The organism is Streptomyces sp. CA-111067, from assembly GCF_050956065.1.
GTDB lineage: Bacteria > Actinomycetota > Actinomycetes > Streptomycetales > Streptomycetaceae > Actinacidiphila.
Genome location: NZ_CP192103.1, coordinates 3,531,553 through 3,556,028, shown reverse-complemented (window position 1 = coordinate 3,556,028; position 24,476 = coordinate 3,531,553). Strand labels below are relative to the sequence as shown.

21 protein-coding genes and 1 pseudogene are annotated in these 24,476 nt (G+C 73.1%); 15 read left to right on the top strand and 7 right to left on the bottom strand.

Annotated features, from left to right (window positions below; translation table 11 throughout):
• The first annotated feature begins 49 nt into the window (after positions 1 to 49).
• The 4 genes from ACQPW6_RS15510 to ACQPW6_RS15495 all read left to right on the top strand — a co-directional run bounded on the left by ACQPW6_RS15510 (position 50) and on the right by ACQPW6_RS15495 (position 3,466).
• On the top strand, positions 50 to 400 hold the full coding sequence (locus ACQPW6_RS15510) for a hypothetical protein (RefSeq protein WP_433890221.1): 351 nt from the start codon (positions 50 to 52) through the stop codon (positions 398 to 400).
• The gene (locus ACQPW6_RS15505; RefSeq protein WP_433890220.1) at positions 397 to 804 is read left to right on the top strand and encodes a hypothetical protein; all 408 of its coding nucleotides are present in this window, start codon (positions 397 to 399) and stop codon (positions 802 to 804) included. The genes ACQPW6_RS15510 and ACQPW6_RS15505 overlap by 4 nt, the downstream gene beginning before the upstream one ends.
• Complete coding sequence (locus tag ACQPW6_RS15500; protein ID WP_433890219.1) at positions 801 to 1,199, top strand: hypothetical protein; 399 nt, start codon at positions 801 to 803, stop codon at positions 1,197 to 1,199. The genes ACQPW6_RS15505 and ACQPW6_RS15500 overlap by 4 nt, the downstream gene beginning before the upstream one ends.
• 176 nt (positions 1,200 to 1,375) lie before the next feature.
• On the top strand, positions 1,376 to 3,466 hold the full coding sequence (locus ACQPW6_RS15495; protein WP_433890218.1) for an ABC transporter ATP-binding protein: 2,091 nt from the start codon (positions 1,376 to 1,378) through the stop codon (positions 3,464 to 3,466).
• Positions 3,467 to 3,652: 186 nt separating this feature from the next.
• On the opposite strand, the gene ACQPW6_RS15490 is transcribed toward ACQPW6_RS15495, so the two are convergent.
• Positions 3,653 to 4,381, bottom strand: a complete 729-nt coding sequence (locus ACQPW6_RS15490; protein ID WP_433890217.1) for an MgtC/SapB family protein — start codon at positions 4,379 to 4,381, stop codon at positions 3,653 to 3,655.
• A gap of 214 nt (positions 4,382 to 4,595) precedes the next feature.
• Here ACQPW6_RS15490 and ACQPW6_RS15485 point away from each other — a divergent pair, with 214 nt between their 5' ends.
• Positions 4,596 to 5,054 (top strand): SPW repeat protein, encoded by a 459-nt coding sequence (locus tag ACQPW6_RS15485; protein WP_433890216.1) that lies wholly within the window; start codon positions 4,596 to 4,598, stop codon positions 5,052 to 5,054.
• Positions 5,055 to 5,241: 187 nt separating this feature from the next.
• Positions 5,242 to 5,790: an N-acetyltransferase family protein gene (locus ACQPW6_RS15480; protein WP_433890215.1), complete on the top strand. Its 549-nt coding sequence runs from the start codon at positions 5,242 to 5,244 to the stop codon at positions 5,788 to 5,790.
• Positions 5,791 to 5,931: 141 nt separating this feature from the next.
• Here the strand turns inward: ACQPW6_RS15480 and ACQPW6_RS15475 are convergent, their stop codons facing one another.
• Positions 5,932 to 7,671, bottom strand: coding sequence for an MFS transporter (locus ACQPW6_RS15475; protein ID WP_433890214.1), 1,740 nt, complete (start codon positions 7,669 to 7,671; stop codon positions 5,932 to 5,934).
• Complete coding sequence (locus tag ACQPW6_RS15470) at positions 7,664 to 8,200, bottom strand: MarR family winged helix-turn-helix transcriptional regulator (RefSeq protein ID WP_433890213.1); 537 nt, start codon at positions 8,198 to 8,200, stop codon at positions 7,664 to 7,666. The genes ACQPW6_RS15475 and ACQPW6_RS15470 overlap by 8 nt, the downstream gene beginning before the upstream one ends.
• 49 nt (positions 8,201 to 8,249) lie before the next feature.
• Between ACQPW6_RS15470 and ACQPW6_RS15465 the strand changes: the two genes are divergently transcribed.
• The 5 genes from ACQPW6_RS15465 (at position 8,250) to ACQPW6_RS15445 (ending at position 11,931) form a co-directional block, all read left to right on the top strand.
• Complete coding sequence (locus tag ACQPW6_RS15465; RefSeq protein ID WP_433890212.1) at positions 8,250 to 9,005, top strand: dienelactone hydrolase family protein; 756 nt, start codon at positions 8,250 to 8,252, stop codon at positions 9,003 to 9,005.
• 5 nt (positions 9,006 to 9,010) lie between these two features.
• Positions 9,011 to 9,277: a DUF6295 family protein gene (locus ACQPW6_RS15460; RefSeq protein ID WP_433890211.1), complete on the top strand. Its 267-nt coding sequence runs from the start codon at positions 9,011 to 9,013 to the stop codon at positions 9,275 to 9,277.
• Between the two features lie 181 nt (positions 9,278 to 9,458).
• Entirely contained in the window at positions 9,459 to 10,064 is a 606-nt protein-coding gene (locus tag ACQPW6_RS15455; protein ID WP_433890210.1) for a hypothetical protein, read from the top strand.
• A gap of 237 nt (positions 10,065 to 10,301) precedes the next feature.
• A complete protein-coding gene (gene tatA / locus ACQPW6_RS15450; protein ID WP_433890209.1) occupies positions 10,302 to 10,595 on the top strand; it encodes a Sec-independent protein translocase subunit TatA in 294 nt (97 codons plus the stop codon).
• Positions 10,596 to 10,851: 256 nt separating this feature from the next.
• Entirely contained in the window at positions 10,852 to 11,931 is a 1,080-nt protein-coding gene (locus ACQPW6_RS15445) for a PucR family transcriptional regulator (RefSeq protein WP_433890208.1), read from the top strand.
• A gap of 183 nt (positions 11,932 to 12,114) precedes the next feature.
• On the opposite strand, the gene ACQPW6_RS15440 is transcribed toward ACQPW6_RS15445, so the two are convergent.
• Complete coding sequence (locus tag ACQPW6_RS15440) at positions 12,115 to 12,645, bottom strand: MarR family winged helix-turn-helix transcriptional regulator (protein WP_433890207.1); 531 nt, start codon at positions 12,643 to 12,645, stop codon at positions 12,115 to 12,117.
• Positions 12,646 to 12,750: 105 nt separating this feature from the next.
• Between ACQPW6_RS15440 and ACQPW6_RS15435 the strand changes: the two genes are divergently transcribed.
• Positions 12,751 to 13,305 (top strand): YceI family protein, encoded by a 555-nt coding sequence (locus tag ACQPW6_RS15435; RefSeq protein ID WP_433890206.1) that lies wholly within the window; start codon positions 12,751 to 12,753, stop codon positions 13,303 to 13,305.
• A 145-nt stretch (positions 13,306 to 13,450) separates the two neighbouring features.
• Here the strand turns inward: ACQPW6_RS15435 and ACQPW6_RS15430 are convergent, their stop codons facing one another.
• A complete protein-coding gene (locus tag ACQPW6_RS15430; RefSeq protein WP_433890205.1) occupies positions 13,451 to 14,095 on the bottom strand; it encodes a class I SAM-dependent DNA methyltransferase in 645 nt (214 codons plus the stop codon).
• Positions 14,096 to 14,347: 252 nt separating this feature from the next.
• Here ACQPW6_RS15430 and ACQPW6_RS15425 point away from each other — a divergent pair, with 252 nt between their 5' ends.
• From ACQPW6_RS15425 to ACQPW6_RS15415, 3 genes are all read left to right on the top strand, one after another.
• The gene (locus tag ACQPW6_RS15425) at positions 14,348 to 15,121 is read left to right on the top strand and encodes a hypothetical protein (protein WP_433890204.1); all 774 of its coding nucleotides are present in this window, start codon (positions 14,348 to 14,350) and stop codon (positions 15,119 to 15,121) included.
• 69 nt (positions 15,122 to 15,190) lie between these two features.
• Positions 15,191 to 17,305 carry a flotillin family protein gene (locus ACQPW6_RS15420; RefSeq protein ID WP_433890203.1) on the top strand — a complete coding sequence of 705 codons (2,115 nt, stop codon included), beginning with the start codon at positions 15,191 to 15,193 and terminating at the stop codon, positions 17,303 to 17,305.
• Positions 17,302 to 22,944 (top strand): DNA repair ATPase, encoded by a 5,643-nt coding sequence (locus ACQPW6_RS15415; protein ID WP_433890202.1) that lies wholly within the window; start codon positions 17,302 to 17,304, stop codon positions 22,942 to 22,944. Before ACQPW6_RS15420 ends, ACQPW6_RS15415 begins: the two co-directional genes overlap by 4 nt.
• On the opposite strand, the gene ACQPW6_RS15410 is transcribed toward ACQPW6_RS15415, so the two are convergent.
• Positions 22,871 to 23,608, bottom strand: a complete 738-nt coding sequence (locus tag ACQPW6_RS15410; RefSeq protein ID WP_433890201.1) for a phosphatase PAP2 family protein — start codon at positions 23,606 to 23,608, stop codon at positions 22,871 to 22,873. The genes ACQPW6_RS15415 and ACQPW6_RS15410 overlap by 74 nt on opposite strands.
• 161 nt (positions 23,609 to 23,769) lie before the next feature.
• Positions 23,770 to 24,438, bottom strand: a pseudogene (locus tag ACQPW6_RS15405) (DedA family protein); the annotation flags it as partial.
• Positions 24,439 to 24,476: the final 38 nt, after the last annotated feature.

The window sequence follows — 24,476 nt, the reverse complement described above, 5'->3', positions numbered from 1 at the left end:
CCAGCAAGCCCCCCAAGCAAGTCCGCATGGATGTCCAGGGAGGACGATCATGAACGAGGACCTGAGCCCCGAGGCCGTACGCGAAGCGAGCGAGCAGCTCATCCGAGTCGTGACGAGCCCGGAGTACCTCGAACTCGCCGCCGAGATCAACGCGTTGCCCGTCGAGGACCGCCTCACCGCCACCGCGGAGCGGCTGACCCCCGAGGCGCTGCGCGAGCGGGGCCTCGAACTGCCCGAGGCGCTGCGGATCAGCCCGCGCTGGTTCGAGCCGCCGCAGGACGGCGTGCTGACCGCCGACGAGGTGCTCGCGCACACCGCCTCCGCCGTCGCCCCGATCCAGAAGGGCGGCACGCTCTGCGTGTCGGTCGGCGAGGTCGTCTGCGTCTCGTACGGCTCGTGACCATCGCTCCTCTGACCCTCGTAGGCGCTGAGGACGAGGGTGACCAGCTGGCCGCCGGGGTGCACCCCGAGCTGGCCCGGTGGATGTCCGACGGGCTGCGGGCGATCGGACAGTACACGGCGGCCGAGCCGTTCCAGCAGATGTACCGCGCGATGGCGTCGATGACGTGGGACGAGAAGGCGACGTTCGTCCGCACCGTGCTGCTCGACCCGGAGGAGCTGGAGCGGCGCGGGCTGACCCCGCCGGACGGCATCCGGATCCAGCGCTCGGAGTTCGGCGACCGGCGCCCGACCGTCTTCTGCGTCAGCCGGGCGCTTCCGGAAGGCGCGCTGTGGAAGCGCGTCACCATCACGTTCGACCACGGTGACAGCTTCGCGGTCCAGGAAGGCGGCGGTCAGGCATGACGACTGACACGGCGGTCGAGTCGGTTGCTGCGGCGGCCGGTTCGCCGGTCTCGATCAACGACGTCGATCTGGAGACGCGCCGGCGCTGGATGCTCGACGCGCTCATGGACATCTACGAGTACGCCCGCACGCCCGGCTTCCAGGCCGTGCTGGCGGAGATGAACGAGATCCCGACGCTGGAGGACAAGGTCCTGTTCGTCAGGACCGTGCTGCTCTCGCCCGAGGAGCTCGGCCGGCGCGGGATCGCCCCGCCGGAGGGCGTGGTGGTGCAGCGGTCCCGGTTCGCCGATGACCGTCCGACGGTGTTCTGCCTGGTCAAGTACCTGCCGGACCCGACCACCAAGATGACGCTCACGTTCGACCAGGGCAAGATGCTCTGGCCGACGGAGTACTGAGAGCGGCCTGTCGCAGCGTGCGGCGTGCAGGCCTGACCTAGTTCCGGCCCGGCCGGCCGCACCGACCACGTCGGGCGCCCGGTTGTGCAAGGGCCTGACCGCGATCCCGGGGGCGGCGGAGCACCGTGCTCCGCCGCCCCCGGGCGTTCGCGGCCGACGGGAGAGGATCGCGACTCATGGGAGCGTCCACGTCATCGAGCAGCGCCAACGAGGCCGCGCCACCGGTCTCGCCGGGCGCTCCACCCCCCTCACCGGGCGGGCGGCCGGTCTACCAGCCGGGCGTCCGGGGCCTGTTGGCCTTCGCCGCGGAACGCAGGACCGCGCTGTTCGGCGCCTTCCTGCTGGTGCTGGTGGCCGACGCCGCCACCCTCGCCCAACCCATCGTCACCGGGCGGCTGTTGGACGCCGTGGTGGCCGGCCGGCAGATCCTGTGGATCATCCTGCTGCTGGTGGCGATCTTCCTGATCGGCGCGATCCTCACCGGAGTCGGCGGCTACGTGCTCAGCAGGACCGGCGAGGCGGTCGTCCGCGACCTGCGGATCCGGCTCGGCGCGCACCTGCTCTACATGCGGATCGCCGAGCACGACCAGCGGCGGTCCGGCGACCTGCTGTCCAGGGCGAGCGGCGACACGATGCTGCTGCGGTCCATCGTCACCACGGGACCGGTCACGGCGATCACCGGCTCCATCACGCTGATCGCGTCGTTGGTGCTGATGGGCAGGGTCGACCTGACGCTGCTGGGCGCCACCGTCGGCGTGCTGACGGTGAGCTTCGGCTCAGTGTTCCTGATCCTGCCCCGGGTCAAGCCGGCCGCGATGCAGACCCAGGCGAGCATCGGCCGGCTGATCGCGGTGCTCGACCGCTCCCTTCGCGCGATCCGCACGGTCAAGGCGAGCCGGGCCGAGCAGCGCGAGCTGCGGGAGATCGAGGTGCAGGCGGCGAGCGCCTACGACGGCGGGCTCAAACTCTCCCGGATCCAGTCGCAGATCACCCCGGCGATCACGCTCGGCGTGCACGGCTCGTTCCTCGTGGTGCTCGGCGTCGGCGGCGGGGAAGTGGCCACCGGGCGGCTGACGATCTCCCAACTCATCACGTTCCTGCTGTACTTGACGACGCTGGCGGTGCCGCTGGTGAGTGTCGGGCAGCTGATGTCGGACCTGCACCGCGGGCTGGTGTCGTTCAACCGGGTCAACGACATCCTCAACCTGGACCTGGAGCAGACCGCCGTGACGGACGGCGCGGCGGGGGAGGGCGTGCCGCGGGCCGAAGAACGTTCCCCCGAGCGGGAGTTGGAGACGGTCGCGCACATGGCCGCCCCCGGCGAAACCGACCGGAGCATCGTCTCGCCCCCGACCGGCGCCCCCGCCCGCCCCGGCGGCGCGGCCGAAATCACCTTCGAGGACGTCCGGTTCGGCTACCTGGAGCGCCCGATACTCAACGGCGTGAGCTTCCAGGTCACCCCCGGCAGCCACACCGCGATCGTCGGCCCGTCCGGCGCCGGCAAGTCCACGGTGCTCGCGCTGGTCGAGCGCTTCTACGAGGCGGACGCCGGCCGGGTGCTGGTGGACGGCCTCGACGTGACCGAGGTGCCGCTCAACGGGCTGCGCCGGATGATCGCCTACGTCGAGCAGGAGACCCCGGTGCTGGCCGGGTCCGTCGGCGACAACATCCGCTACGCCTGCCCGGACGCCGACGGCGACGCGGTCGCGGCCGTGGTCGCCAGGGTCGGCCTCACCGGGCTGGTCGAGCGGCTGCCCGAGGGCCTGGACACCGACGTCGGCGACGCCGGCGTGCTGATGTCGGGCGGCGAGCGGCAGCGCATCGCGATCGCCCGCGCGCTGCTCGGCGCGCCCCGGGTGCTGCTGCTGGACGAGGCCACCTCGCAGCTCGACGCGCTGAACGAGCTGGCCATGCGCGACACCGTCCGCAGCGTCGCCGGGCCGTCCTGCACGGTCGTCACCGTCGCGCACCGGCTGTCCACGGTGGTCGAGGCGGACAAGATCATCGTGCTGGCGGGCGGTCAGGTGGTCGGCAGCGGCACCCACCAGGAGCTGCTGGCGGACAACGAGGAGTACCGGGACCTGGTCCAGGGCCAGCTGCTCTCCGGCGCCGCGGGCTCGGCCGGCGCGGACGCGGAGCTTGAGGCCATAGAGGTCTTCGAGGACGACGACGAGGGGCCCGAGGTACTGGCGGCGGGCGCCGACGCGCTGGAGATGTGGCGCGCGGCGCAGAGGGGGAAGCCGGGCTTTCGCTGGCTCGGCCCGTGAACGTACGCCTCCGGCGCGGTTGCTGAGAGGAGTGGCCGGGGGACGGCCGGCCTCCCGGTCCGAAGGGGCTGGTGCTGTTGCTCCCCGGCTTGCGGCCGGTGGGTGGCTGGTCGCGCCCACGTGGCGGCAGCCGCACATCAGATACAGCCCCGCGCCCCTTCGGGGCCCGTCCCGGCCGGGACCGGCTCAGTCGACGGCGTCGTCCTGCGTCGTGCTGACGTGCCGGACGCCGTCGATCTCCGAGAGGACCGTCGCCAGCTCGATCACCGGTCGCGGGCCCTGCACCGTGAGATGGACGGTCACCGTGCCGCGGTGCTCGTCCTCGGCGTGCTCGGGGTGGTGGTCGGTGGACAGGTCGATGACCCCGTACCCCATGTCGGTGCAGTGGCTCAGCGCCGTCCGCAGCACCCCGCGGCCGTCGTCGTAGTCCAGCCGCAGCCAGGCCGGGGCGCGGGTGGAGCCGGGGATGCGGGCGGCCAGCGGCGCGAAGCCGAGCACGACCAGGAAGTGGCTGCCGGTCACCACCAGCGCGAGCACCGGCAGCCCCGCGCCGGCCGCCATCCCCACCGCGGCGGTCAGCCAGACCACCGCGGCGGTGGTCAGGCCGCGGACGATGTCCCGCCGTACGAAGATCAGCCCGCCGCCGATGAAGCCGATGCCCGACACGATCTGCGCCGCGACCCGGGACGGGTCGAGGACGGTGTGCCCGGTCAGTACGTCGGTGAAGCCGTACTTCGACACCAGCATGATCAGTGCCGAGCCGAGCCCGACCAGGGTGTGCGTCCGCAGCCCCGCGCTCTTCTGCCGTACCTCCCGCTCCAGGCCGATCGCCGCCGACAGGACGAGGGCCAGGCCCAGCTCGCCGATCTGCTCCCAGCCCTGCCCGGTGGCCTCTCCCCAACTCGCCAGTTCCATCCCGGCATGCTACGACCCGGTATCCGGCCGGGACCCGTCGCCGGGCGGCCGCGGAGGAAATCGAAATGGTCTGATTTCTGGTAGGAGGCCCCGGGCAGTGGCCGGAGCCGCGACGGAGATTTACGCTGTCTTTATGGGTGGGGCAACTTCGGGGCGGAGACCCGGAGGTCACCCACGACAGGAGTGAACTGCGTATCCGAAGGAGGTGGCTGGTATGGCCACCCATTCGACCCAACCGACCGAACCGACCCACATCGAGAACCATCCCGACCTGATGGCACTGCGTGGCAGGTATGCCGAGGCGTCGGCGAAGCCGATGGCCGGCCTCATCGAGGGCTTGTGCCTGCTGACCGGCCTGTATCTGGCGATCTCGCCGTGGGTGGTGGGCTTCGACGGCTTCACCAGTCTGCGGGTCAGCAACCTGATCACCGGTATCGCGCTGGCGATCCTGGCGATGGGCTTCGGCTCGGTTCTGGAACGGACTCACGGCCTCGGCTGGGTCGCCTGCGCGATCGGCGCGTGGACCATCGTCGCCCCGTGGGTGGTGGCCGGCAGCGCCGACACGACCAAGACCATCACGAACAACGCCATCGTCGGCGGAGTGGCCGTTCTGCTCGGCCTTGCCACGATGGGCCTCGGGATGATGCGGCGGCGCTCGGGCGCCAAGCACTGACGTTCCGGTCCGGTGCGTCCGGTCCGGTGCTTCCGGCGTGAAGCGTCCGGTGCGATGAGATGAGTTGAACGGTGATGCGGACGGCCGGGGGCCGTCCGCATCCGCGTCCGCGGGGCGCTGTCCACGCCGACGGCCACGGTCGGAAACCGGGTGCCGCCGCCCGTGGCCTTCGGCGAGAATGCGTGCCATGGACACCGACTCAGGCATAGCCCCAGCTCAAGGCGCCGGCGACCCGGCCGAGCGGCCGCCCGTCACCGTCCGGCGCGCCGAAGTGCGGGACGCGGCGGCGCTGGTACGGCTGCGGGCGCTGATGTTCGCGTCGATGGGCGAGGAGCCCGGCCCGGAGGACGCGCCCTGGCGGGCCGAAGCGCAGCGGTGGTTCGCCGAACGGCTGGGCCGCCCGGCGGAGTTCGCCGCCTTCGTGGTGGACGACCCCGAGCTGGGAGTGGTCAGCACCGCGGTCGGCATCTGCTACGACCGCGCCCCGGGACCGTTGAACCCGGCGCCCGTGACCGGCCACCTGTCCAACGTCAGCACCGATCCGCGCCGGCAGCGCCGGGGTTACGCGAAGGCGTGCCTGGAGGCGCTGCTCGACTGGTTCGGCCGGGAGACCGACGCGTGGGTGGTCAACCTGCACGCGACCAGCCACGGCGACGCCCTCTACCGCAGCCTCGGCTTCGACAGCCCGCGCCACCCCGAGCTCCATATCCGGCTGCCCCGCGGCGAACGCGCCTGAGCCCCCGGCCCAGCTCCCAAGCCGGTACGAGTCCGGGCCGGTACGAGTCCCGGGCCCGCGCGGCCCCCGGCCCAGCTCCCCGGCCCGTACGAGTCCCAGGCCCGTACGCCCCGGCCCGGCCGCCCCCGCCCGGACCCCGGATCAGCCCAGCTGATCCGGGTCGAGCCCCGGCGTCCCCCGCAGCAGCGAAGCCGTCGCCGCCAGCAGCCCCATCGCCGCCGCCGTGCCGAAGACGATCACCAGACCGTGGTGGAACGGCGCCGAGATCAGGTTCGGGAAGAACTCCTTGCCGGTCAGCACCTCCCGGTTGTGCGCGGGCAGCTTGTCCAGCGCGCCGCTCGGCCCCAGCAGCGTCTGTACCGGGTTGATCCCGAGGAACGCGGAGAAGACCGTCGAGACCGGTGGCAGGTTCGCCGCGTGCTGGGCCACGTCCGGCGGCACGCCCTGCGCCCGCAGCCCGGAGTTCAGCGCGTTCGGCAGCCGGTTGGCGAGGCCGACGATCAGCAGCGAGAAGAAGATGCCGATCGACAGCGACATCCCGGAGTTCTGGAACGTGGACCGCATGCCGGAGGCCGCGCCGCGGTACCCGGCCGGGACGCTGCTCATGATCGCCGAGGTGTTCGGCGCGGAGAACATCCCCGAGCCCATCCCGTTGAGCATGATCAGCAGGGCGAACGCCCAGTACGAGAACGTGATCGGCAGCAGGAGCAGGCCGACGAAGCTGAGCGAGAAGAGCACGAGGCCGCCGGTGGTGAAGTAGCGCACCCCGTACCGGTCGGAGAGGTAGCCGCACAGCGGCCCGGCGACCAGGAAGCCCGCGGTCAGCGGCAGCAGGAAGATGCCGGCCCACAGCGGCGCGTCGGCGAAGTCGTAGCCGTGCAGCGGCAGCCAGATGCCCTGGAGCCAGATGATCAGCATGAACTGCAGGCCGCCGCGCGCGACCGACGCCAGCAGCGAGGCCGCGTTGCCGGCCGTGAAGGCGCGGTTGCGGAACAGCGCCAGGTGGAACATCGGCTGCGCCACCCGCGACTCGATCACGCAGAAGACGACCAGCAGCAGCGTGCCGCCGATCAGCCCGCTGAGCACCTTCGGGCTGGTCCAGCCCATCGAGTGGCCGGCGTAGGGCTGGATGCCGTAGGTGATGGAGATCAGCAGCGCGCCGAGCCCGGCGGCGAAGGTGAGGTTGCCCCACCAGTCGATCCGGGACTTCTGCCGGGCGGAGGTCTCGCGCAGCGAGCGGTAGGCCCAGATGGTGCCGAGGATGCCGAACGGCAGGTTGACCCAGAACACCGCCCGCCAGTCCCACGCGGACAGCAGCCCGCCCAGCACCAGGCCGATGAACTGCCCGGAGAGCGCCGAGATCTGGTTGATGCCGAGCGCCATCCCGCGCTGTTTGGCCGGGAACGCGTCGGTGATGATCGCGGCGGAGTTCGCCATCAGCATCGAGCCGCCGAGCGCCTGCACCACCCGCCAGGCGATCAGCCACACCGCGCCCGAGCCGCCGAGGAAGGGGTCGAAGGACAGCGCGACGGAGGCGAAGGTGAAGACGACGAAGCCGAGGTTGTACATCTTCACCCGGCCCACGATGTCGCCGAGCCGCCCGAGGGTGACCACCAGTACCGCGGTGACCAGGAGGTATCCCATGATCATCCACAGCAGGTAGCTGATGTTGCCGGCCCCGAACGGGTCCAGGTGGATGCCGCGGAAGATGGCCGGCATGGAGATGATCACGATGGACGAGTCCACCGTGGCCATGAACATCCCGAGGCTGGTGTTGGACAGCGCCACCCACTTGTAGCGGTCGGGCCGCTCGGGGTGCGGATCCTCGGCGCCGCCGGCGCTGCCCGCGCCGGCGATGCTTATGCCCGAAGGCTCAGACACGTCGGGTGATCCTCTCCAGCAGCGGGATGGCGGTGGCCAGGCTGTGCTGTTCGGCGGGGGTCAGCTCCTCGGCGATGGCCGCGGTGAGCCGGCGGGCGCGCTCGCGGCGGGCGCCGTGCAGACCCTCGGTGCCGGCCGCGGTGACCGACACCAGGACGCGGCGGCCGTCGGACGGGTCGGGGTCGCGGGCGACCAGGCCGCGGTCCTGGAGCGCGTTGACGATCGTGCACACCGACTGGGCGCGGATGCCCTCGGCCGCGGCGAGCTCGGAGGCGGTGGCCGGTCCCTCCCGGTCGAGCCTGACCAGCACGGAGGTCTGCGACAGGGTGAGCTCGTCGTCCGGCTTGACCTGCCGCAGCCGGCGGACCAGCGGGCCGAGGCAGGCCCGCAGGTCGGTGGCGATCCGGGCGGGGCCGCTCGCCGCTCCGCCGGGGCCGTCGCCCGCGCCTCCGGTAGGGGCGGCGTCCGCTTCGGCACCGTCGGCGGTACGGCCCCCTGGATCTCCCGCACTGCCGGTGATCATCGTCATGATCTTCAGTATAAACTGATCAGTCCAGGCTTATGGTATAGCTGTCGCCATGAGTTATTCCCCCTCCGGTTCCCTGACCGCGACGACCATCAGCCTCACCGGTCACGACGGCGACGAGATCGAGGCGTACATCGCCTCTCCCGAAGGCGGCGAGCGCCGCGGCGGTGTCGTCTTCATCCACCACATGCCGGGTTACGACCGGGCGTCCAAGGAGGTCGTACGCCGGTTCGCCGAGCTCGGGTACGACGCGATCTGCCCGAACCTCTACTCCCGCGAGGCCCCCGGCGCCTCGCCGGACGACGCCGCCGCCGTCGGCCGTGCCAACGGCGGCGTGCCGGACGACCGGCTGACCGGTGACGTGTCCGCCGCCGCCGCGTACCTGCGCGCGCTGCCCACGTCCAACGGCAAGGTCGGCGTGATCGGCCACTGCTCGGGCGGCCGGCAGTCCGTCCTGGTCGGCTGCACGCTCGACGTGGACGCCGCCGTCGACTGCTACGGCGCGTTCGTCACCGGCACGATCCCCGAGGGCCTGCCGATCAAGGTCACCACGCTGGTGGACCGGCTGCCGCAGCTGGACGCCCCGCTGCTCGGCCTGTTCGGCGACCAGGACAGCCACCCCAGCCCCGAGCAGGTCGCCGAGCTGGGCCGGATCCTCACCGAGAACGGCAAGGACTTCGAGTTCCACACCTACGAGGGCGCCGGGCACGCCTTCTTCGCCGTGGACCGCCCCTCCTACAACGTGGCCGCCGCCAACGACGGCTGGGAGCGGATCACGGAGTTCTTCGGCAAGCACCTGGGGGCCTGACCGACATGTGCACCTACACGACGGTCAAGGACAAGGCAGACGGCAGCGCGAAGGGGCCGGGCGGCTCCTGGTTCCACGTCACCGACATGACGGTCTACTTCGACCACCCGGTGCACGCGATGGCCGAGCACACCCTGAACATCGACCTCACCGACCCGGCCAAGGGCCCGTCGGCCCGGGTCGCGCTGGAACTGACCGCGGACACCGCGCGGCGGCTGGTCGCCTCCATCCAGGAGGCGCTGGCGGCGGTGCCGCCGGACATGCAGGTCTGACGACGATGCCCGCGCTGGCGATGTCCGCTTTGACGATGCCCGCTCTGGCGGCGATGTGCGCGCTGGTGGCGGTGTCCGCCGACGCCGTACCGACACGGCCGTGGGCCGTACCGACACGGCGGTGCGCGCGCTGTCAGCGGCGTGTGGGCGCGATGTCAGTGGCACCGGGCACTGTGGTGGCATGAAGACGATGACGAGCACGGCGAGCGTGGCGGTCCCGGCGGTGCCGGCCGCCGCCGGCGAGGGGGAGCGGCCGGCCGGAGCGGGCGGGGACGGCGCCGCGCCGCGCGGGCCGCTCGCCGCGTTCGTCCGGTTCGTCTTCTTCGGCGGCGGCGTGAGCCTGCTGTCCAGCGGGGTGCTGCTGCTGACCACCGGCCGGGTGCCGTTCGCGGTGGCCAACGCGGTGGTGACGGTGGTGTCCACGCTGGTCACCACCGAGCTGCACCACCGGTTCACCTTCGCGGGCGGCGGGTCGGGCGATGGCGGCGGCGCGAAGGGCCGCCGGGGCTCGGCGGGTTGGCGGATTCACGCCAAGTCGGCGCTCACGCTGGTCGCGGCCTACCTGTTCACCACCGCGGCCGTGCTGCTGCTCGGTGCCGTACGCCCCGGCGCCGGGCCGCTGCTCACCCAGGCCGTCTACCTGGGCGCTTCCGGGGCGGCCGGTATAGGACGGTTCGTCATACTCCGGCTGGTGGTCTTCGCCCGCCGGCCGGCCGACGGGCCCAAGAAGGCGCACCGGGTACGGACCCGGCACCTGCACCGCGACCGCGTCACCGTCGCCGCGTAACCCGAAGGTTTATTCGATCCCCGGGCCCTCCGCGGGGCCGCGGGGACCGCTCTGACCAGGGGATCGGCCCTCCCGCCTGCGCGGTTCCGTGACGATCAGCGGCACGGGGGGTCTTCCCGTTCACCAGCTTTTTGCGCATGCTTTGAGTACCCGGGTTGCCGTGGCCGAGGGCTTTCGGGTGACAATGCGACAGTTGAGGCATACGTTGTCGGCCCCTGTAATGAAGCGAGGATCTCCATGTTGCGAAACGGGCTGGAGCCGTGGCACCTGATCGTGGTGGCGATCGTGCTCATCGTGCTGTTCGGTTCCAAGAAGCTGCCGGACGCCGCACGCGGCCTTGGCAAGTCCATGCGCATCCTCAAGTCCGAGGCGAAGGCGATGAAGACGGACGACGCGGCGGACACCGCCGAGCCGGCGTCCTCGCCGACCCCGACGCCTGAGGCCATCACCCCCAGCGACGTGGTGACCGCGAACGAGGCGACGACCACCGCCAAGCCCGCGCCGCAGCCGGCCACCGGCCCGGCGAAGTAGCGGAGCAGCACGGTCCCGGGGCGGGAGCCCCGGGCGGGCGGTCCCCCGTCACTTCCGGGATCCGGCAGTCTTGATAGGTTCTTGACGGCCGGAGTACGGAAGTGTGGGCCGACGCGGGACGCGTCGGCATGGCGGGGGGCCTGTTGTGGTGTCGCGGAGCGGTACGGGCCCAGGAGCGGCTTCTGGCGCGGGTCCCGGCCACAAGGGTGCCGGCCACCGGCCGGGTTCAGCCCCGGGTAATGCTGCCGCGGGCGCGGTGCCGGCGGAGTTCGTCGCCGGCTTCCCCGAGACGCTCGCCGAGATATCCCGCAGCTGCCGCGCGCTCAGCCGGACCGAGCGGGAGAGCCGCAGGGCGCTCGGCGAACAGGCCGCCGACTCCGGGTTCGGGCTGCGTGAACTGACCGCGGCCCACCTGGCCGCCGTCCGCCGCGCCTGGCCCGCCCTGCCAGGCGTCACCGGCAGCCGGGACGCCGCCGAGCTCCGGCAGGTCGGCAGCGCCGTGCTGGCCGCCCTCGAAGCGGGGGTCGCGGCGCTGGCAGAAGGCCACGACCGGGCGCAGCGGCACGCGGTGCGGCGGGCCGAGGCGGCCCGCAGGAAGTTCATCGACGACCTGCTCTACGGGCGCAGCGACCCCGGCCGGATCGCCGAACAGGCCGAAGGCTTCGGGCTGCGGCTGGCCGACCGGCACGTGGTGGCGGTGGCCGAGGCCCCGGCCGGCGAGACCTACGACGAGGCGCACCCGGTGCTCTACCGGGTGGAACGCGAGCTGGCCGGACGGTTCGGCGATCACGACGCGCTGATCGCGCCCAAGGACGGCCGCCTGGTGTGCGTGGCACCCACCACGCAGCAGGCGGTGCTCGACGCGTTCGTCAAACTCACCACGGCGGGGCAGGCCCGGGCGGCGGTGAGCCGCCCGCACAGCGGGGCGGTCGGGGTGGTGCGCAGCTACGAGGAGTCGCTGAGCGCGCTCGACCTGGCGCAGCGGCTGGGCCTGACCGGTTCGGTGCTGAAGGCGGCGGATCTGCTGGTCTTCCCGGTGCTGCTGCGGGACCGGGCGGCGATGGCGGATCTGGTGCGGACGGTGCTTGGTCCTCTGGAGCAGGCGCGGGGTGGGGCGGGGCCGCTGCTGGAGACGATCGGGGCGTTTGCCGCCGCGGGCTACGTCAGCGCGGAGGCGGCGCGCCGCCTCGACCTCAGCGTGCGCGCGCTGTCCTACCGCCTGGACCGGATCGCGGCGCTCACAGGTTTCGACCTGGACGACTCCCTCCAGCGCTACACCCTGGAAACCGCAGCCCTAGGCGCCCGCCTCCTGAACTGGCCCCAAAAACCCCTGTAGCCGGGAGCGTTCACGGGCCCCGGTTCACGGACCCCGGTTGACGGCCCCGTAAGGGGCGCGGGGCTGTTTCTGATGTGCGGCTGGCGCCGCGTGGGCGCGATCAGCCCCCACCGGGCCGTCGGTCGGCGGCGGGCCGGAACCGTTGCGGCGGGGCTCCGTAGGGCGGTGCGGGCCGCAGGACGGTCAGCAGGGGGGCGGGGGGCACTCGCCGTCTTCGGCTGACGCGCAGGCGTCGGGGTCTTCTTTGGCCGCGTCGCACTCCGCACGGAGCCCCGCACTGATGGCCCGCCCGATCTCCCGCAGCGCCTCCAGCTGCTCCGGCGTCAGCACGTCGAAAAGGTGCTCGCGGACCGCCGTCACGTGGCCGGGGGCCGCGGCTGCCAGCGCCGCGAAACCCTCGTCCGTCAGCTCCGCCACCCACCCGCGGCGATCCGCGTCGACGGGGCTGCGCGCCACCCAGCCGGACTTCTCCAGCGCCGCCACCGCGTGCGAGAGCCTGCTGCGGGAGGACTGCGACTGCTCGGCCAGCTCGCTCATCCGCAGCCGGCGGCCCGGCGCCTCGGACAGCCGGACCAGGATCTCGTAGTACGCCATGGGCATGCCGGAGTCCCGGCGCAGCTGCCGGTCTATGTGCGCCGAGAACTCCACATTGGCGGTCATGTAAGACCGCCAGATCTCCTGCTCGGCGTCGCTCAGCCAACGCACCTCGTCCATACGTCCAGCATAAGGGTGGTTGAACTCTCAACACCATGGCGTTATGGTGGGTGAGCGCTCAACAAAAAATAAACCCGTCTTGAAGGTTCCGCCCGAGGAGTCCCCATGACCACCAACACCGACGTGATCCCCGGCTACGTCGCCGGCACCTGGACGATCGACCCCGTGCACTCCGATGTGTCGTTCTTCGTGAGGCACCTGGGCGTCTCCAAGGTCCGCGGAAGCTTCGCCACCTTCGAGGGCACCATCGTGACGGCGGAGGACCCGCTGCAGTCCACCGTCACCGCGGTGATCAAGACCGCGTCGGTGAGCACCAACAACGAGGCCCGGGACACCCACGTGAACAGCGCGGACTTCCTCGACACCGAGAAGTTCCCGGAGATGACCTTCACCTCGACGGCCGTCCGCGCCGAGAGCGCCGCCGTCTTCCAGATCGACGGCGACCTGACGCTGCACGGCGTGACCAAGTCCGTCACGCTGGAGCTCGAACTGAACGGCTTCGGCACCGGCTTCGACGGCAGCCCGGTGGCCGGCTTCTCGGCCGCCACCGAGATCAGCCGCAGCGCCTTCGGTGTCACCGGCGGCCCGGCGGGCGCGGCGGTCAGCGACAAGATCCGGATCGCCCTGGAGATCGAGGCCGGCCAGCCCGCCAAGGACTGACCTCCCCGAAGGGGCACCCAGCGCCCGGGGGCCCACCGGCCGTATGACGTACACCGGCCGCCGTCCGCGTCTCGCACGCGGACGGCGGCCGTTCGCGTTCCCGCCCGGTGCCCGCGAGCAGCGTCACGGCGGCTACCCACGGCGGCTACCCGCGGCGGCGGGCGAACAGGATCGCACCCGGCGTGCTCCCCTCGGGATCGAGCAGCATCTCGGTCTCCACCGTGAAACCCGCATCGCGCAGCCAGCCGCTCACCCGCGCCGGCTGCCGCCGGTGCACGTGGACCCGCATCGGGTGGCCGCCGTAGCCCTCGGTCTTCAGCCGGGACCCGTCGCCGACGTGGAAGCCGACCAGCAGCGGCGCGTCCGGGCGCAGCGCCCGCCGGAAGCCGGACAGGACCGCCGGCACCTCCACGTCCGGGACGTGGATCAGCGACCAGAAGGCCAGCGCGCCCGCGAGCGACCCGTCGGCGAGGCCGAGGGCCGTCATCGAGCCGACCTCGAACCGCAGCCCGGGGTGGTCGGCGCGGGCCGTGTCGATCATGCCGGGCGAGACGTCGATGCCGAACGCGTCCACGCCGAGCCCGCGCAGGTGCGCGGTGACGTGGCCGGGCCCGCATCCCACGTCGGCCACCGGGCCGCCGCCGCCCGAACGGACCGAGTCGGCGAACAGCGCCAGCGCGGCCCGCAGGTACGGCAGGCCGTCCAGCGCGTCGCGTATCTGCTCGGCGTAGCTGACCGCGACCGTGTCGTACGAGGTGCGGGTGTCGGCCAGCCAGTCGTCCGGGTCCATGCTCGAAGACGGTAGCCGGGAGGTCTGACACAGCGGCCCGGCCGGCGGTCCTGCACCCGCCGGACCGGTGCCGCAGCAGCTTCCGGACGCGCCCGGGCCGTTCAGACGCAGCCGGGAGCCCCGCGGTTGCGGGTGGTTCAGGACGTCAGGGGCCCGTCAACTCTGCCGGGAACCGGCAATGCCGAACAGGCCCCCGTACTGCCACGATCACTGCGGCGGTCGAAGAGCCGGTACGGGGGGAGGCGAGCGGGAATGGGGGAGTTCACCGCAGTCGCTCTCGGCTTTCCGACCGTCTGTTACGGAGGGGCGCTCGTGGTCGTGGTCGGCTACTGGGGGCTCGTGCTGATCGGCGCTGCCGATTCGCACGGCCCCGGCCACCACGGCCACTTCGCGCCCGCCCACCACGGACACCCGGGCCCCGGCCACCACGCCGGTGACGCCCACGGCGGTGACGCCCACGCCGGCGGCAGCGCTCACGCCACCGACGGCAGCGCTCACAACGGCAGCGGCACCGACGGCCACCGGTCGCACGTCAACCTGCTGGATGCCGCCGGGCTCGGTGGCGTCCCCATGATCGTCGCGCTGTCGCTGCTCACCGCGCTCAGCTGGTTCGTCAGCCTGGTCGGCTCCGTCGCACTGGACGCCGCCGGGCTGCCCGGCGGGCTCCGGCTCGCCGCCTCGGTCGCGCTGCTGCCCGCCGCCGTGCTCGGCGGCTGGCCGCTGACCTGGACGCTGGTCCGGCCGCTGCGGCACCTGTTCCCCGAGGAACGCAGCCCGTCCCGCGCCGACTTCGTCGGCCAGGTCTGCGTGATCCGCACCGGCACCGTCACCGACCGGTTCGGCCAGGCCGAGGTCGCCGCGCCCGACGGCTCCACCGCGATCGTCCAGGTCAGATGCGAGGGCCCGCCGGGCGACGACGACCCGGACCCGCCGCTGACCGCCGGCAGCACCGCGCTGCTCTACGCGTACGACGACGAGGGCGAGTTCTTCAGAGCCGCGCCGTTCGCCGTCCCCGACCTCAACTGACCGGCCTACAAGCCCGGTTGACGTCCCCCTGCCACCACATCCGCACACCTCACCGTTCGAGGATCCGCCATGGATGCCACCGTCATAGGGATCGGCGTGCTGTTCGCCGTTCTCGCCCTCATCGCACTCGGAGTGCTGCTCACCGTCAGCCGGCTGTTCCGGAAGGTCGAGCAGGGCCACGCGCTGATCATCTCCAAGTCGCGCCATGTGGACGTCACCTTCACCGGGGGCGTCGTGCTTCCGGTGCTGCACAACAGCGAGTTGATGGACATCTCGGTCAAGACGATCGAGATCCAGCGCACCGGCCGCGAGGGCCTGATCTGCCAGGACAACATCCGGGCCGACATCCACCTCACGTTCTTCGTCCGGGTCAACAAGACCAAGGAGGACGTGGTGAAGGTCGCGCAGGCGATCGGCACCGAACGGGCCAGCCACCAGGAGACGTTGCAGGCGCTGTTCAGCGCGAAGTTCTCCGAGGCGCTCAAGACGGTCGGCAAGCAGCTGGACTTCGTCGACCTCTACACCCACCGCGAGCACTTCCGCGACCAGATCATCCAGGTCATCGGCACCGACCTGAACGGGTACCACCTCGAAGACTGCGCGATCGACTTCCTGGAGCAGACCCCGCTCACCCAGCTGGACCCGGCCAACATCCTTGACGCGCAGGGTATCCGGAAGATCACCGAGCTGACCGCGATCGAGCACGTGCGGACCAACGAGTTCCAGCGCACCGAGCAGAAGGAGATCACCCGGCAGAACGTCGAGGCCCGTGAGACCATCCTGGAGCTCGAACGGCGGCAGAGCGAGGCGGAGATCAAGCAGCGCCGCGAGGTCGAGACGCTGCGGGCCCGCGAGGAGTCGGCCACCGCGCGGGTGCAGGAGGAGGAACGGCTCGGCTTCCAGGGCGCGTTCATCCGCACCGAGGAGCAACTCGGCGTGCAGCGCGAGAACCAGGCCCGCGAGGTCGCCGTCGCGCAGAAGAACCGCGAGCGGGTGATCGCGGTGGAGAACGAGCGGATCGAGAAGGACCGGGTCCTTGAGGTCATCGCCCGCGAACGCGAGACCGAACTCGCCCGAATCTCCAAGGAGAAGGAGGTCGAGGGCGAGCGGCGGGAGGTCGCCGACGTCATCCGGGAGCGGATCGCGGTGGACCGCACGGTCGCCGAGCAGGAGGAGTCGATCAAGGGCCTGCGGCTGGTGCAGGAGGCCGAGCGGGAGCGGCAGGCGCTGGTGATCACCGCCGAGGCGCAGGCGCAGGAGCAGCTGGTCAAGGACATCAAGGCGGCCGAGGCCGCGGAGCAGGCCGCCCAGCACAAGGCGCGCGAGGCGCTGACCATGGCCGAGGCCCGCAAGCGGACCTCCGAGATGGACGCGGAGGCGAAGATCCGGCTGGCCGAGGGACTGCGCGCGGAGGCCGCAGCGGCCGGCCTCGCCGAGGTCGAGGTGCGCGAGCGCAGCGCGGAGGCGATCACCAAGGTCGGCCTCGCGGAGGCGGACGCGACGGCGGCCCGGCTCAAGGCGGAGGCCGAGGGCGCCCGGCTGCTGTCGCTGGCGACGGCGGAGGGCACGGCGGCGCAGGCGAAGGCCGACGCCGAGGGCCTGCGGGCCCGTTCGCTGGCGCACGCCGAGGGCACCGCCGCGCAGGCCACCGCCGACGCGGCCGTGATCGGCGAGAAGCTGAAGGCGGAGGCGGCCGGCCTGACGGAGAAGGCCGCGGCGATGGCGGCGCTGGACGACGCCTCGCGCGGCCACGAGGAGTACCGGCTGCGGATCGCCGCGGAGCGGGACATCAGGCTGGCCGGGCTCGACACGCAGCGGGAGATCGCGCAGGCGCAGGCGAGCGTGATCGCCAGCGGGCTGGACAAGGCCGACATCAGCATCGTCGGCGGCGACTCGGTCTTCTTCGACCGGCTGGTGAACGCGGTGTCGGCCGGCCGCAGCGTCGACTCGTTCGTGGCCAACTCCGAGACCGTGCGGTCGATGGCGGCGCCGTGGCTGGACGGCTCGGGCCGCTTCACCGAGGACGCCACCCGCGTGCTGTCCTCGCTGGGCAGCGGCGACCTGGCCAACCTGTCGGCGTCGGCGCTGATCGCCCGGCTCACGGCGGCGACCGCCGCGGGCGCGGGCGCGGGTGCCGGGGTGGCCGCCGGCGCGGTGGTGGCGAACGGGAACGGGAAGAAGTGAGCGCCGGGCAGGGGGCGTTGCGGGACGCCGGCGGCACGGACATCGAGCCGGGGGCCGAAGCGGGGGCCGAAGCCGGCCTGGACGCCGACGCGTACGACGTCCTGCGCGGCCGACTTGAGGCGGCGGCCCGGGAGTTGGCCCGGCGGGCCGAGACGCTCAACGCGCGCCGCCAGGAGGTCTTCGGCGGCTCGGAGTTGCGGCTCGCCGGGAGCGAACGGCTGCGTACGGCACGGGCGTCGCTGCCCGCCGACGTGGCCCCGGTCGGCCGGTACCTGCTCTTCGCCGCGAACCCGGCGGAGGTCACCGAGGTCGCCGACGTCTTCCAACTGCTCAGCCTGCCGGGCGGCGACGGCACGGACGGCGAGGGCCCGGGCGGCGACGGCACGGGCGGCGACGGCACGGGCGGCGAGGGCCCGGGGGCCGGTCTTGAGGAGGCCCCGGCCGTCGGGCTGCTCGACGACCCGGCCTTCCAGCGGGAGTTCGCCGAGCTCTACCGCTACTACCGGGAGACCCGGCTGCTGCGGCTGCGAGTGCTGGAGGGCCGGCTGCTCGCCGTCTTCCGCACCGGCCCCGGCGCCGGTGACGTACGGGCGCTGGGCTGGCGGGTCGGCCGCGACGGCCGCTGCCGGTACGAGGGGGCCGCGCGCGAGGCGGGGGAGGAGGCGGCCGGCGCCCACGCCGTGGCGTGGACGGCGGCCGGCCGCGCCGACCACGTCCCCGGACGGCACCCGCACCTCGCCCTGACCGCCGCCGACGGCGGCACCCTCACCGTGGCCACCACCGGCGGCGAACTGGCTCTGCGCACAGGGGAGTCGGAGTACCGCGAGCCGGTAGAGGACGCTTTGCAGTCGCTCGCCGACGCCGAGGTGGCGTGGGCCACCGCGGGCCCGTTGCTGCTGCTGCGGGTCCGCCCCTACCGGGAGGACGCCGACCGGCACTTCGCCGTCAACACCCGTACCGGCGAGATCGAGCGGATCGACGCGCTCGGCCAGGCGTGCCTGCGGCTGCCCGACGAGCAGGGCGTGATCTTCCCCGGCGGCTACGCGCTCGCCACCGGCGGCACCCGCACGTTCGACGTCGAGGACCCGCAACCGGGCGGCGAGCCGCTGGAGTTCGAGCGCCTGGTGCGCTCGGCCAACGGCGAGGACGTGCTCTACGTCTTCCACGCCGCCGCTGACGGCCGCCGGCTGCTGCTGCCGTACAACCTGATCCGCCAGGAGGCCGCGGCCCCGCTGCACGTCCAGGGCTGCGCGCTCTACGAGGACGGCACGCTGCTCACGCTGCGCCCGGCGGAGGGCGGCGAACCCGTCCGCGTCCACCCGGTGCGGCGCTGGCGGACCCCGTTCCTGTCCGACACCTACGCCGCCGCGCGGCCGGTCGGCGCCGGGCCGCTGGCGCGCATCGGCAACCCCGACCTGGTGCGGGCCGTCTCCGACGCCCTGTCGGTCGCCCGCAGCGCGCTGGAGACCACCCCGGCGACCGCCGTCTACGAGGCGCTGACCGCCGCCTGCGACCGGGTGCTCGACCGGCACCACTGGCTGGCGGAACCGGAGTCGGGCGGCCTGGCCGGGCCGCTGGCCGAGGTGCGGGACACCGGGCGGCAGGTGCTCGCCGAGTACGCGCGGGTGCGCGAGCAGCGTTCCGCTGCGGCGCAGGCTGTCGAGGAAGCGGCGGCGCAGGGCGCCGCGCTGGTCCGCCGGGTGCGGGGCGAGGCCGCGTCGGACGCGGGGGAGTGGGTGCGGCGGCTCACCGAACTCCGGTGTGCTCAGGGCCGGTTGGTGACCCTGCGCGACCTGCGGTACGCCGACCACGACCGGCTCGACGCGCTGGCCGCCGAACTCACCCGCGAACTGGCCGCCGCGGCCGGGCGGGCCGCCGACTGCTTCGCCGACGAGCACGCTTTTGACGCCCAGCGGGAGCGGATCGAGGAGATCGCGGTCGCCGCGGCGGCGATCGGGACGGCCGCCGACGCCGAGCCGATGGCCGCCGAACTGGACGAGCAGGCCGCCGGGTTGCGGACGGTCACCGAGACCGCGGGCACCCTGGAGATCGCCGACGCCACCGTACGCACCCGCATCCTCGCCGCCGCGGCCGACGTGCTCGGCGCCGTCAACCGGGCCCGCGCGCTGCTCGACGCCCGGCGGGGCGCCCTGCTCGCCCGCGAGACGCAGGCCGAATTCGCCGCGGAGAGCGCGCTGCTCGGGCAGAGCGTCAGCGGGGCGCTGGCCGCGGCCGGGACGCCCGAGGAGTGCGACGAGCAGCTCGGCAGGCTGCTCGTCCAGGTCGAGGACCTGGCGACCCGGTTCGCGGCCGGCGCCGACCGGCTGGCGGAGCTGGCCGAGCGGCGCGAGGAGATCCAGCAGACGTTCGCGGCGCGCAAGCAGGCGCTCTCCGACGAACGGGCCGACCGGGTGCGGAGGTTGGCGCTCTCCGCCGAACGCATCCTGGACGGCGTGCGGCGCCGGGCCGCCGGGCTCGACTCGCTCGACGACGTCAACACGTACTTCGCGGCCGACCCGATGCCCGCGCAACACCGACGGATCGCGGGTGAGTTGGCCGACCTCGGCGACCCGGCCCGCGCCGCAGAACTCACCGCCGCACTCGCCGCCGCCCGCCAGGACACCGGCCGCGCCCTGCGCGACCGCCAGGACCTGTACGAGGACGGTGGCGCGGTGATCCGCCTCGGCCGGCACCGCTTCGCCGTGAACACCCGCCCGTTCGACCTGGCCCTGGTCCCGCACGACGGGGGCCTGGCGTTCACGATCAGCGGCACGGATTACCTCATGCCGGTGAGGGACGAGGAGTTGGCGTCCACCCGCCGCTTCTGGAACCGCCCGCTGGTGTCGGAGTCCCCGGACCTGTACCGCGCGGAATACCTGGCGGCGAGCCTCCTCCTGACAACCCCGTCATCCAGGCTGGCGACAACGCCGCCGGCGGACCTGGTGCGCGAGGCGACCGCGACCCGCCTGGACGAGGGCTACGAACGCGGAGTCCACGACCACGACGCGACCCTCCTGCTGGAGGCCCTGCACCCCTTGCTGACGGGCGCGGCCCTGCTCCGCTACCCGCCGCAAGTCCGCGCGGCGGCCCAGCTGGTGTGGACGTTCGCGGCGACGCCGGAGATGAGAGAGGGATGGGAAACGAGGGCGAGATCCCTGACCCGAGCGACATCAGCCTTCGGCGCGACAGCACGACGGACCCCACCGGACCCCGAGCCTGCCGGCTCAGCCACGCCCCGCCGTGTTGGGACCGGCGCCCCGGTCCCGGCGCGGCCGGGCGGGGCTGGCGCCCCGGGCGCGGATGGGCCTGGCGGCCTGGCTTCGCAGCCTAGCGGTGGCCCGGCGTCGGGTGAGCCTGGCGGCCCGGGCTCGGCGTGGGCCGGTGGGGCCGCCGCCCCGGGCGCGGGTGGGCCTGGCGGCCTGGCTTCGCAGGCCGGCGTCGCCGACCGGAGTGGACCTGGCCGCCTGGCTTCGCGGGCCGGCGCTGGACCGGCGTTGGGTGAGCCTGGCGGCTCGGGCTCGGCGTGGGCCGGTGGGGCTGGCGCCCCGGGCGCGGGTGGGCCTGGCGGCCTGGCTTCGCAGGCCAGCGCTGCCCGTGGGCTGAGTGAGCCTGGCGGCTCAACCTCAGCGCGGACTGGCGGGGCAGGCGCCGCTGAGCGAGGTGAGCCTGGCGGCTCGGGCCTGGCTTGGTCGGGTGGTGCTGGTGCCACCGGCCGAGGTCTGCCTGGCGGCCCGGCTTCGTATGGTGGCGGCGGCCTGGTGCCGGGCGGGGCCGCCGCCCCGGGCGCGGGTGGGCCTGGCGGCTCGGTCCCGGCGCGGTCGGGCGGGGCCGCCGCCCCGGGCGCGGGTGGGCCTATCGGCCTGGCTTCGCAGGCCGGCGCCGGCCCGGCGTTGGGTGAGCCTGGCGGCTCGGAATCGCGCCCCGTGGGCGGCGATGCTCTCGCGGGGCTTGCCCACGAGATCGGGCTTGTCGCGGGGGAGTTTTTGCGGCGGGGTGGGGTGGGTGGGCTTGGTGGGGGGCCGGGTGGGGGCTTTGGGCTGCTTGTTGGGGAGTACCTCGTGGGGGAACTGGCTTCCGCGCAGGGGGCGTTCGTTGAAGGGGTTGCGGCGCGGGGGGCTCGGGAGGGGTTTGTTCGGGCGCTCGGAGGGGTCGACGGGGTTCCGTACAAGGAGTTCACTGCTGACCTGGCGGCGCTCGGCGGGGACCTTTCCGCGCGCTGGCAGCTGGCCTCGGCGTGGCTTGGCGCTTTCACCGCGTCGCAGGGTGCCGCAGCCGGGATCGATGGTGACGTCATTGAAGTCGCCGCCGCTCTTGTCTGCGGCGAACGCCTCAACCGGTACGGCTCCGACGCCGACGTTCGGCTCAGTGTCACCGGGCTGCTCGGGGCGCATCCCCGGATCAGTGACGGGCGGATCGACCTCCGCGCCGACGAACTGCTTTGCCGGGTAAGGGAGTTCGGCGCCACCGAAGTGCCGGCCTATCGGGCGTACCAGCGGGCCCGGGGGGAAGCCGTCGACCGGGAGCGGGCGCGGCTCGGGCTGGAGTCGTACCGGGCGCGGGCCATCGGCGGGTTCGTGCGGAACCGGTTGCTCGACGAGGTGAGTCTGCCGCTCGTCGGGGACAGCCTCGACAAGCAGTTCGGCGCCGCCGGCGGGCTGCTCATGCTCATGTCGCCGCCCGGGTACGGCAAGACCTCGCTCATGGAGTACGTGGCCGCCCGGCTCGGGCTCGCGCTGGTGACCGTCTCCGGGCCGGCGCTCGGCAGCGCCACCACCTCGCTGGACCCGGAGCGCGCTCCGGACGCCGCCGCCCGCCGCGAGGTCGAGAAGATCACGTTCGCCCTCGAACTGGGCTCCAATGTCCTGCTCTACCTGGACGACATCCAGCACACGTCCCCCGAACTCCTGCAGAAGTTCATCCCGTTGTGCGACGCCCAGCGCCGCGTCGAAGGCACCGCCCGCAGCTACGACCTGCGCGGAAAACGCTTCGCCGTCTGCATGGCGGGCAATCCGTACACCGAGTCCGGCCGCCTCTTCCGCATCCCGGACATGCTCGCCAACCGCGCCGACGTGTGGAACCTCGGTGACGTACTCACCGGCAGGGAAGCCCTGTTCGCGCTCAGCTACGTGGAGAACTCGCTCACCGCCAACGACGTGCTCGCCCCGCTCGCCGGCCGCGACCGCGCGGACGTCGAGCTGCTGATCCGGCTCGCCGAGGACGACCCCACCGCCCGCGCGGACGCCCTCGCGTACCCCTACTCCGCCGCCGAACGCGGCGAAATCCTCGCCGTACTGAGGCACTTGCTGCGCGCCCGGGCCACCGTCCTGGACGTCAACGCCGCCTACATCGCGTCGGCCGCCACCGCCGACCACACCCGCACCGAGCCGCCGTTCCTGCTCCAGGGCTCGTACCGGACGATGAACAGGATTGCCGCCCGGATCGTTCCCACCATGAACGCAGCCGAGTTGGACGCCCTGGTCACCGACCACTACCGCGCCGAGGCGCAGACCCTGGCCTCCGGAGCCGAGGCCGCGCTGCTCAAACTCGCCGAGATCCGGGGGCTCTCTACTCCGGAGCAGTCGGCACGCTGGGCTGCTCTGCGGGCCGACTACCCGCGCCCATCGGGCCAGTTGGGGTAGCCGGGGTAGCCGGGGCAGCCGGGGCAGCGTCGGCGACCGGGTCACCTCGCCCGTCCAGCAGTGGGACGTTCAGCAGGCGCCACCGCTCCGCCCGGGGCGCGTACCGCCGGACCAGCAGCGTGAGCAGCGTCCCCACCAGGGCGCCGACCACCAGCCCCGCGAGCACGTCGTGCGGGTAGTGCACGCCGATCCACACCCGGGAGGCGCCCATCAGCAGCGCGAGCGGCGCGGCCAGCAGCCCCACCCGCCGGTCGACCAGCAGCAGCGCGGCGGCCGTCGCGGCGGCGATGACGGTGTGGTTGCTCGGGAAGGACCAGTCGCCCAGCGCCGGGCACGCCTCGACGGTGACGGTGTGCAGCGTGCGGCACGGCCGTTGCTCGTCGACGAGCGACTTGAGCACGTCGTTGACGAGGAAGGCCGCCACGACGGTGAGCGGTACGGCCAGCGCCTGCACCGTACGGACCGGCCCGTACGGCCGGGCGTGCCACAGGGCGAGCAGCATCAGGACGGCGAAGAGGCCGAGGCCGTAGTCGCTGAAGACCCGGATCGTGTCGTTGACCGGGCCGGGGGCGTGCTGGGCGGTGTCGGTCACCCAGCGGTAGAGGCCGGCGTCGAAGCGGGGGCTCACGCCGAGGGCGGCGGCGAGCGGGTTCGCGGGCGTCACAGAGCCTCCCGGTCGGCGGGGCGGGAGGCGGCGGCACGGTCGGCACCGGGCGCAGGGGAGACGGCCGGGGCGCTCCCGGCCGGGGCACCGCCAGACGCCGGGCCGGCCGGGGCACCCCCGGACGCCGGGGCACTCCCGGGCGCCGGGGAGGAGGCCGAGCCCCCCGCCGCCCGCTCGCGGCGGCCCCGCCGCACCTCGATCACCAGCGGCACCAGCGACACCACCACGATCACCGCGACGATCGGCAGCAGATACGTGTCCACGTGCGGGATCGACGACCCCAGCCCGTACCCGCCGAGCACGAGCCCGACCGTCCACACCGTGCCGCCCGCCGCCTGCCAGACGGTGAACGTCCTGACCGGCACGTCAAGGGTGCCGGCCAGCGGATTCAGCACCGTCCGCACCACCGGGACGAAGCGGGCCAGGACGACGGCCTTGGCGTGTCCGTAGCGCGCGAGGAGTTCGGCGGCGCGGGCCGCGCCCTGGTGCAGCTTGGCGTTCCGCGTCCGCGCGAGCAGCGCCGGGCCGCCGCGCCGCCCGATCACGTACCCGGTCTGCGCGCCGAGCAGCGCCCCCGCGACGGCGGCGACCAGCACCTGCCACAGCGTGAGATGCACCACCCCGGACGCGCCGGGCACGCACAGCAGCCCCGCGGTGAACAGCAGCGAGTCGCCCGGCAGGAAGAAACCGATGAGCAGGCCGGTCTCGGCGAACAGCACGACGGCGATGCCGACCGCGCCGAAGGAGGACAGCAGCGAACCGGGGTCGAGGACGTTCACGGCCTGGTGGACGGCGTCATGGACGCCTTGCTGCGGCACGGGCAGGGGCATGGCGGTGGGGCCCTCCCATAATGGGTGTCGGGGTGCAC

Coding starts and splice junctions, on each gene's coding strand:
- ACQPW6_RS15500 (WP_433890219.1), top strand. CDS start 801: ATGACGACTGACACGGCGGTCGAGTCGGTTGCTGCGGCGGCCGGTTCG.
- ACQPW6_RS15440 (WP_433890207.1), bottom strand. CDS start 12,645: ATGGACGAGGTGCGTTGGCTGAGCGACGCCGAGCAGGAGATCTGGCGG.
- ACQPW6_RS15490 (WP_433890217.1), bottom strand. CDS start 4,381: ATGGAACTGGCGAGTTGGGGAGAGGCCACCGGGCAGGGCTGGGAGCAG.
- ACQPW6_RS15420 (WP_433890203.1), top strand. CDS start 15,191: ATGGATGCCACCGTCATAGGGATCGGCGTGCTGTTCGCCGTTCTCGCC.
- tatA (WP_433890209.1), top strand. CDS start 10,302: ATGTTGCGAAACGGGCTGGAGCCGTGGCACCTGATCGTGGTGGCGATC.
- ACQPW6_RS15430 (WP_433890205.1), bottom strand. CDS start 14,095: ATGGACCCGGACGACTGGCTGGCCGACACCCGCACCTCGTACGACACG.
- ACQPW6_RS15470 (WP_433890213.1), bottom strand. CDS start 8,200: ATGACGATGATCACCGGCAGTGCGGGAGATCCAGGGGGCCGTACCGCC.
- ACQPW6_RS15495 (WP_433890218.1), top strand. CDS start 1,376: ATGGGAGCGTCCACGTCATCGAGCAGCGCCAACGAGGCCGCGCCACCG.
- ACQPW6_RS15425 (WP_433890204.1), top strand. CDS start 14,348: ATGGGGGAGTTCACCGCAGTCGCTCTCGGCTTTCCGACCGTCTGTTAC.
- ACQPW6_RS15465 (WP_433890212.1), top strand. CDS start 8,250: ATGAGTTATTCCCCCTCCGGTTCCCTGACCGCGACGACCATCAGCCTC.
- ACQPW6_RS15460 (WP_433890211.1), top strand. CDS start 9,011: ATGTGCACCTACACGACGGTCAAGGACAAGGCAGACGGCAGCGCGAAG.
- ACQPW6_RS15480 (WP_433890215.1), top strand. CDS start 5,242: ATGGACACCGACTCAGGCATAGCCCCAGCTCAAGGCGCCGGCGACCCG.
- ACQPW6_RS15455 (WP_433890210.1), top strand. CDS start 9,459: ATGAAGACGATGACGAGCACGGCGAGCGTGGCGGTCCCGGCGGTGCCG.
- ACQPW6_RS15485 (WP_433890216.1), top strand. CDS start 4,596: ATGGCCACCCATTCGACCCAACCGACCGAACCGACCCACATCGAGAAC.
- ACQPW6_RS15510 (WP_433890221.1), top strand. CDS start 50: ATGAACGAGGACCTGAGCCCCGAGGCCGTACGCGAAGCGAGCGAGCAG.
- ACQPW6_RS15435 (WP_433890206.1), top strand. CDS start 12,751: ATGACCACCAACACCGACGTGATCCCCGGCTACGTCGCCGGCACCTGG.